Genomic DNA, 7,384 nt, shown 5'->3' with positions numbered 1-7,384 from the left:
GCGAAGCGGAAGCGGGCGGCGGCGGCGGGCGCGTTGGCGGCCGGGCTCGGGCGCAGAATTTTAAGAGCGGAGACGGCACCTCTGGCAGGCTTGGCCTGCCTGATGTACGAATCCGGCGAAATGGGAGGAAGATGAAGAAGATGCCATCGGTCGCACTCTACACCTTGGGCTGCAAAGTCAACTTTTACGATACCGAAGCCATCTGGCAGCTGTTCAAGAATGAAGGGTACGAGCAGGTCGACTTCGACACGACGACGGCCGACGTATACCTCATCAATACATGCCACGTGACGAACACGGGGGACAAGAAAAGCCGGCAGATCATCCGCCGCGCCATCCGCCGCAATCCCGAGGCGGTCATCGCCGTGACGGGATGTTACGCGCAGACGTCCCCGGCCGAGATTCTGGACATTCCGGGCGTGGATCTCGTCATCGGAACGCAGGACCGCGACAAGCTGATGGACTATATCCGTCAGGTGCAGGACGAGCGCACGCCGGTCAACGCCGTGCGCAACATTATGAAGACGCGCGAGTTCGAGGAGCTGGACGTGCCCGACTTCGCGGACCGCACCCGCGCGTTTCTGAAAATCCAGGAAGGCTGCAACAACTTCTGCACCTTCTGCATTATTCCGTGGTCGCGGGGGCTGTCCCGCAGCCGTGATCCCAAGAGCGTCGTGGAGCAGGCCCGCAGCCTGGTCGCGTCCGGCTTCAAGGAAATCGTCCTGACCGGCATCCATACCGGAGGCTACGGCGACGATTTGGACAACTACAAGCTGTCCGACCTGCTGTGGGATCTGGACAAGGTGGACGGTCTCGAGCGCATCCGCATCAGCTCGATCGAGGCGAGCCAGATCGACGAGGACATGATCGAAGTGCTCAACAAATCCTCCAAGATGTGCCGCCATCTCCATGTTCCGCTGCAGGCCGGCGACGATACCGTGCTGAAGCGCATGCGCCGCAAGTACACGACCGAAGAGTTCGCGGCGACGATCAAGCGCCTGCATGAAGCGATGCCGGGCGTGGCGATCACGACGGACGTCATCGTCGGGTTCCCGGGCGAGAGTCAGGAGCAGTTCGAGGCGGGCTACCGGTACATGAAGGAGCTTGGCTTCTCCGAAATGCATGTGTTCCCTTATTCCAAACGGACCGGCACTCCTGCCGCGCGCATGGAAGACCAGGTCGACGAGGAAATCAAAAACGAGCGCGTCCATAAGCTGATCGACCTGTCGGAATCTCTCCAGCTGGCTTATGCGGAAAAGCACGTCGGCCATGTCCTGGAGGTCATTCCGGAGCGCGAGCACAAAGGCTCGGCGGGAGCGGGACTGATCATGGGCTACTCGGACAACTACATCCAGGTCGTATTCGAAGGCTCCGAAGCGCTTGTCGGCAAGCTGTGCCGCGTGCGGATCACGGAAGCCGGAGTCAACGAGAGCCGCGGAGTTCTTGTCAGCGTCCAGGAAGAAGCGCCGAGCCTGACGGAAAAAGCCGGAGCCTGATCAGGCTCCGGCGGCGGACTCATCGTGGACAACGGAAATCATTATCGGGAGGATAAGGAGCGCATGAAGGAAATTTCAGCAGGCGGGGTCGTGTACAGACGGACGCCGGAAAATGGGCTGCAAATTCAACTGATCCAGGACCGTTACGGCAAAGTATCCCTTCCCAAAGGGAAAATGGAGCCCGGAGAAACGGTGGAGCAAACCGCCCTGCGCGAAATCGTCGAAGAAACGGGGATGGAAGGCCGCATCATCGAGCCGATCGCCCAGATCAAATACCAGTACCGCCACGAGACGAAAGGCGTCGTGGACAAGGAAGTCCACTATTACCTCGTGGAAGCGACGGGCGGTACTCTTCATGCCCAGGTGGAGGAAATACGCGGCGTCGACTGGTTCGAGCCCGAGGAGGCATGGCGCAAGCAGCGCCAATCCGGCTACGACAACAACGATCGGATCGTCGCGGGCGCGCTCCGGCTGCTCGGCCTAAGCGCCGAAGAGACGGATCGCTAAAGCGTTGCCCGACCTAAGCGGCGAAGAAGCGGATTGCCGAGTCGGACGGCTGGTCTAAGCGGCAAAGAAGCGAGTCGCTGAGGCGCCGCTCTCGGGAGTTCCCGGCTGACAGCTTTCAAGCGGCCAGACAGGCAGAGGCAAGAAGCCCCGTCCCTACTATTTAGGGGCGGGGCTCTTGTTCGGAATGCGGAGCCGCGGAATGTAGCAGAGCGGCAGCACGATCAGCGAGCAGAGGACGTTGAACAGCGTCTGGGCATGGGCGAGCTGCGAAGCGGGGCCGCCGCCGAACCAGGCGGAGGCGGCGGCTAGCCAGCCCGTGAAGGGCAGGAACAGCAGCGCTCCGCCGACATTGAGCGCGACGTGGAACCAGGCCACCTTGGCTCCTGCCCGGGTGCCGCCGATGGAGGCGAGCACGGCGGTGAGGCAGGTGCCGACGTTGGCTCCGAGCACGATGGCGACGCCCAGCTCCATGGGAAGCACGCCCGATGCGGCGAGGGTCATCGCCATTCCGATGACGGCGGCGCTGCTGTGGACGGCCGCGGTCAAGGCTGCCCCTGCCAGCAGTCCCCAGAGAAGGCTGTCCCCCGACCGGTCCATGAACCAGTGGAAGAATAGGCTGTTCTGAACGGCGTCGCCGATCGATTTCATGACGGCGATGCCGGAGAGAATAAGAGCGAAGCCGCCCAGGACGAGCGAAGCGCTGCGCAGAGGGCGAAGCCAGCGCTGCCTGCGAAGGCCTGCCGAGGAGCTCATTTCGCCGAGCAGGGCGGTCAGCAGCCATCCGGCCAGGGCGAGCAGCAGCAGCGGGCCGGCGAGCCGGTCCAGATCAAGGCCGATCAGCTCGGTCGTCAGGCAGGTGCCGATGTTGGTGCCGAGCACGATTCCGATCGTTCGGGGAAAGGCCATGACGCCGGCGTTGACCATGCCGATGGCGATGACGGTGACGGCGGTGCTGCTTTGCAGCACCGCGCTCGCCGCGGCGCCGGTCAGGAGGCCGTGCAGAGGCGTGCGTGTGAAGCGCTCGATTGCAGCTTGAAGCCAGCGTCCGGCTGCGCGGTGGAGCGCAGCTTCCATCAGCTTCATGCCGAGCATGAAGACGGCGAAGCCGAACGCGGCCGGAAGCACAATGGCAGTGAGCATGATGAAGGTCTCCTTTTTGTGCGGCGATTCCGGGAAGCTCCTGGACCAGCAGCTGCCGTTGGACGGGCAGTAGCGGCAGGGTGGATCTATCCCACATTTATTTAAGATGAATTGTAGAAGCAACAAGCCAGCGAAGCAGATGGAAGGGTCTGGAGGAACAGGACACAGGGTGCGTGCTATGAAGCGCTTTTCTCCGAAGACGTTAGCGCGCCTTTAAACCCCGATTTCCCTATCCTAATCTATGATTCGCAGCGGACAAGAATGACAAGCAGGCCGAACCGTGACGGTCTGCCTGGACAATGGAAGGATGATAGCGTGAGCAGAGCCAAGGCTGTATTGGTCAAGAAAAAAACGAGAAGGCTGGAGCAGGGGCATCCCTGGGTCTACGCCGGAGAAGTCGAGCGGATGGAGGGCGAGGCGGAGCCGGGAGCGATGGTGGACGTGCACGCCTCGAACGGCAGGTATATCGCCTCGGGATACTGGAATCCCCAGTCGCAGATCCGCGTGAGAATCGTTTCCCGTCAGCCGGAGCAGGAGCTGGATCAGGCTTTCTTTGAGGAGAAGTTCAGCCGCGCCAAGGAGTACCGGGAGCGCTTCGTTGCGGATGCGGACTGCCGACTCGTCTATGGAGAGGCCGATTATGTGCCCGGACTTGTCGTCGACCGGTTCGCGGACGTTCTCGTCGTCCAGATTCTGACTCTTGGGCTGGATCTGAAGCGCGAAGCCATCGTCGCCGCGCTCGTCGAAGTATTCCGTCCGCGAGGCATCTATGAGCGCAGCGACGTCGGCGTGCGGCGCCTCGAAGGCTTGGAGGAGCGGACGGGCGTCCTTTACGGCGATTGCCCATCCATCGTGGAAATTACGGAGAACGGCCTTCTCATGGAGGTCGATATCGCCCAGGGGCAAAAGACGGGCTATTTCTACGATCAGCGGGAGAACCGGGCTGCCATCGAGCCTCTCATGAAAGGCTGGGGCAAGCGCAGCGGCATCACGCTTCAGCCGCGTCCAGTGGACGAGCTGCCTGAGGAAGCGCGGCTGGCCGCGCCGGCATCCGGTCCATCGGCCTCCGAGCCCGGCACCGTGCTCGTTCCGGTCAACAAAAGCGGCAAAGCCGTCACCTACCCGCTTTGGGACGGGGCGACCGTGCTGGAATGTTTTGCCCACACCGGCAGCTTCACGCTGCATGCCTGCAAATACGGGGCGAAAAAAGTCACCTGCCTGGACGTCTCCGAGCATGCGATCGATACGGCCAAGCGCAATGTGGAACGGAACGGCTTCACCGACCGGGTTGAATTCGTCGTGGACGACGCGTTCCAATATTTGCGCCAGCAGGTGAAGGGACTGGAGGAGCGGACGGCGCGCGCCTCCGGAGGGAAGGCCGTCGACACGTCCAAGAAGCTGGGAGGGGAAGGGCGGACCTGGGATGTGGTCGTTCTCGATCCTCCGGCTTTCGCCAAGACGAAAGGCGCGGTCGAGGGCGCATGCCGAGGCTACAAGGATATCAACCTGCACGGCATGAAGCTTGTCAACGAGGGCGGTTATCTCGTCACGGCGAGCTGCTCCTACCATATGAAGCCGGAGCTGTTCCTGGAGACGATCCTCGAAGCGGCGGCGGATGCGGGCAAGTCGCTCAAGCTGGTGGAATGGCGGGCGGCGGGCAAGGACCACCCGCAGCTGCTCGGCGTTGCGGAAGGGCATTACTTGAAGTTTGCGATTTTCGAGGTACATAGCTTGTAGATCTTGGGATCATCGAATTTTTCAGGTTGCTGATTCTGACAATGGAGATCCAAAGCTTGCTTTCCGGGCATGCGATCAACGAGGGCTGCTTTTTGCAGCAAGGCGGCGCCGCAGGCGCCGCCTTTTTGCGCGGAATGGATCGGATGGTTTTCACCCGCGAAGGGAGAGTCCGTTCCGGCGGCGCGATTTCAGCTTCTCCATAGGGCTGGAATGGGTACATTTGCAGCTTCCGCAGGGGTTGTCTTTGAGGATGGCTAATGCTACTGTATAAGAACATATGTTCATTGATAGAGTCATAGCGTGATAGAATCCGAAGGCGCGGGGACGGCCGGATCGCCCGGCGTTCGCGACATAGAAAGGAAGCGGTAAGCGGTGAAATTCCTACATACGGCAGACTGGCATCTCGGCAAGCTCGTTCAGGGAGTCTATATGACGGAGGACCAGCGGCATGTCCTGGAGCAGCTTGTGCGCGCGGTGGAAGAGGAGCGGCCGGATGCCGTCGTCATCGCCGGCGATCTGTACGACCGCGCCGTGCCGCCTACCGAGGCGGTGGAGCTGCTCGACGAGACGCTTTACCGCCTCGTCATCGAGCTGGACACGCCCGTGCTCGCCATCTCCGGCAATCATGACAGTCCGGACCGGATCAGCTTCGGCACCCGCATGATGTCCCGCCGGGGCTTGCATCTCGCCGGGGCGCTGAAGGCGGACAGCGGGCCCGTCGTCCTGTCCGACGAGCATGGCGAGGTCCATTTCCATCTGGTTCCTTACGCCGATCCCGCGATGGTTCGCCATGCCTTCGGGAACGACGACATCCGCACCCACGACGACGCCATGAAGGCGATCACGGACCGCATCAAGGCTGAAATGGAGCCTCAGGCTCGCCATGTATTGGTGGGGCATGCGTTCGTCACTCCCGGCGGCGTGCCGGAGGCGAACACAAGCGAATCGGAGCGGCCGCTCTCGATCGGAGGGGCGGAGCATGTCAAGGCGGAATATTTCCGCCCGTTCCATTACACGGCGCTCGGCCATTTGCATCAGGCCCATTGGGTGGAAAGGGAGAACGTCCGCTACGCGGGTTCGCCGCTCAAATACTCGGTGTCCGAGGAGCACCACCGCAAAGGCTTTTTCCTCGTTGAGCTCGACGGAGCGGGACAGGCTTCCGCCGGCTTCCGGCCGCTGTACGCCCGCCGGGACATGCGGAGGGTGGCGGCTTCTATCCGCGAGATCGAGCAGAGCCACGAGCCGAGCGGGGATTATGTGTTCGTTACGCTGCTGGACGAGAATCCGGTTCTTTTTCCGATGGAGAAAGTCCGTTCCGTCTACCCTAACGCTCTCCATGTCGAGAGGAGGCCGGCCGCAGGCCTGCTTCCGCCGGAGCCTGGGGATGGACCGGAAGGGGCGAAAGCCCGCCGCGACCGCGATCCGGTCGATCTGTTCGATGCCTTTTACCGTGAAGTGAAGGGCGCCGAGCTCAGCAAGGAAAAGAGAGAGCTGTTCGGGCGGGTCTATGCCGAAGTGCTGCAGGAAGAGGGGGCGGGGCGATGAGGCCGATCAGACTGGTTTTGACTGCTTTCGGGCCCTACCGGAACGGGGAAGCGATCGATTTCGAGCCGCTGCGCGAGCGCGGCCTGTTCGTCATCTCCGGACAGACGGGAGCGGGCAAGACGACGGTGTTCGATGCGGTCTGTTATGCGCTCTACGGCACCGCGAGCGGCGAGGACCGGGCGGAGGCGAGGATGCTCCGGAGCCACTTCGCAGGGGACGATACGCCGACGTCGGTGGAGCTCGTATTTGCCGCACGAGGCCGCAAGTACCGGGTATTCAGGCAGATGCCCCATCGCAAGGCCGGCAACAAGAGCGAGACGGGCGGCAAGGCGGAGCTGTACGAGCTTACCGCCGAAGGCGAGGCGCCTCTGACGGACCGCTTTCATATCAAGGAGGTCGACGCCAAGCTGGAGGAGATCGTCGGCCTCAGCCGCGACCAGTTCATCCAGATCGTCATGCTGCCGCAAGGGGAGTTCCGCAAGCTTTTGACCTCCGACACCGAGAACAAGGAAGAAATTTTGCGCCGCCTGTTCCAGACGGGGCTTTACCGCAGCCTGGAGGAAAGCTTCGCAAGGCGCAGCCGCGAGCTGCGGGAGGCGGCCAAGGACAACCGTCAGCGGCTGCTGTATATGAGCGAGCAGGTGCGCGCGAGTCTTCCTGTCCGGGAAGGAAGCCGCCTGGAAGAGCTGCTGGCGCAAGAGCATGCGGCTCCTTCGCGCCTGATGGAAGGGCTGGAGGAGGAAGCCGTTTATTTCGGCAGCCTGGCAACGGGGCTGGAGCGTGAGCGGCTGGAAGCGGAAGCCGCTTATGAAGCGCAGCGGACGAAGCTCGCGGAGGCTTCCCGCCTCAATGCGAGGCTGGACGAGCTGGAGGCGGCGGAGGCGACGGCGGCGAAGCTGGAAGGCCGCGGCGGCGMGATGGCGGAGCWGGARCGCCGTGCCAGTGAATGGTGACTGGCT

7 protein-coding genes are annotated in these 7,384 nt (G+C 62.3%); 6 read left to right on the top strand and 1 reads right to left on the bottom strand.

Annotated elements, in window-relative coordinates; translation table 11 throughout:
- The 3 genes from BN871_RS29450 to BN871_RS24185 all read left to right on the top strand — a co-directional run.
- On the top strand, positions 1–135 hold a 135-nt coding region (locus tag BN871_RS29450; protein ID WP_332310247.1), incomplete at its 5' end, for a 16S rRNA (uracil(1498)-N(3))-methyltransferase.
- A 5-nt stretch (positions 136–140) separates the two neighbouring features.
- On the top strand, positions 141–1,496 hold the full coding sequence (gene mtaB, locus BN871_RS24190; RefSeq protein WP_048749517.1) for a tRNA (N(6)-L-threonylcarbamoyladenosine(37)-C(2))-methylthiotransferase MtaB: 1,356 nt from the start codon (positions 141–143) through the stop codon (positions 1,494–1,496).
- A 63-nt stretch (positions 1,497–1,559) separates the two neighbouring features.
- Positions 1,560–2,003 (top strand): NUDIX hydrolase, encoded by a 444-nt coding sequence (locus BN871_RS24185; protein WP_048749514.1) that lies wholly within the window; start codon positions 1,560–1,562, stop codon positions 2,001–2,003.
- A gap of 156 nt (positions 2,004–2,159) precedes the next feature.
- Here BN871_RS24185 and BN871_RS24180 read toward each other — a convergent pair whose 3' ends face one another.
- Complete coding sequence (locus BN871_RS24180; protein ID WP_048749512.1) at positions 2,160–3,143, bottom strand: Na/Pi cotransporter family protein; 984 nt, start codon at positions 3,141–3,143, stop codon at positions 2,160–2,162.
- Between the two features lie 315 nt (positions 3,144–3,458).
- On the opposite strand from BN871_RS24180, the gene BN871_RS24175 reads away from it, so the two are divergent.
- From BN871_RS24175 to BN871_RS24165, 3 genes are all read left to right on the top strand, one after another.
- Complete coding sequence (locus BN871_RS24175; protein ID WP_048749509.1) at positions 3,459–4,880, top strand: class I SAM-dependent rRNA methyltransferase; 1,422 nt, start codon at positions 3,459–3,461, stop codon at positions 4,878–4,880.
- A gap of 372 nt (positions 4,881–5,252) precedes the next feature.
- Positions 5,253–6,425 (top strand): exonuclease SbcCD subunit D, encoded by a 1,173-nt coding sequence (locus tag BN871_RS24170; RefSeq protein ID WP_048749508.1) that lies wholly within the window; start codon positions 5,253–5,255, stop codon positions 6,423–6,425.
- Positions 6,422–7,378 (top strand): AAA family ATPase, encoded by a 957-nt coding sequence (locus BN871_RS24165; protein ID WP_048749506.1) that lies wholly within the window; start codon positions 6,422–6,424, stop codon positions 7,376–7,378. Before BN871_RS24170 ends, BN871_RS24165 begins: the two co-directional genes overlap by 4 nt.
- Positions 7,379–7,384: the final 6 nt, after the last annotated feature.

This window comes from Paenibacillus sp. P22 (assembly GCF_000469945.2).
Taxonomy (GTDB): Bacteria; Bacillota; Bacilli; order Paenibacillales; family Paenibacillaceae; genus Paenibacillus_O; species Paenibacillus_O humicus.
This window is presented reverse-complemented; position numbering and strand designations above follow the sequence as displayed.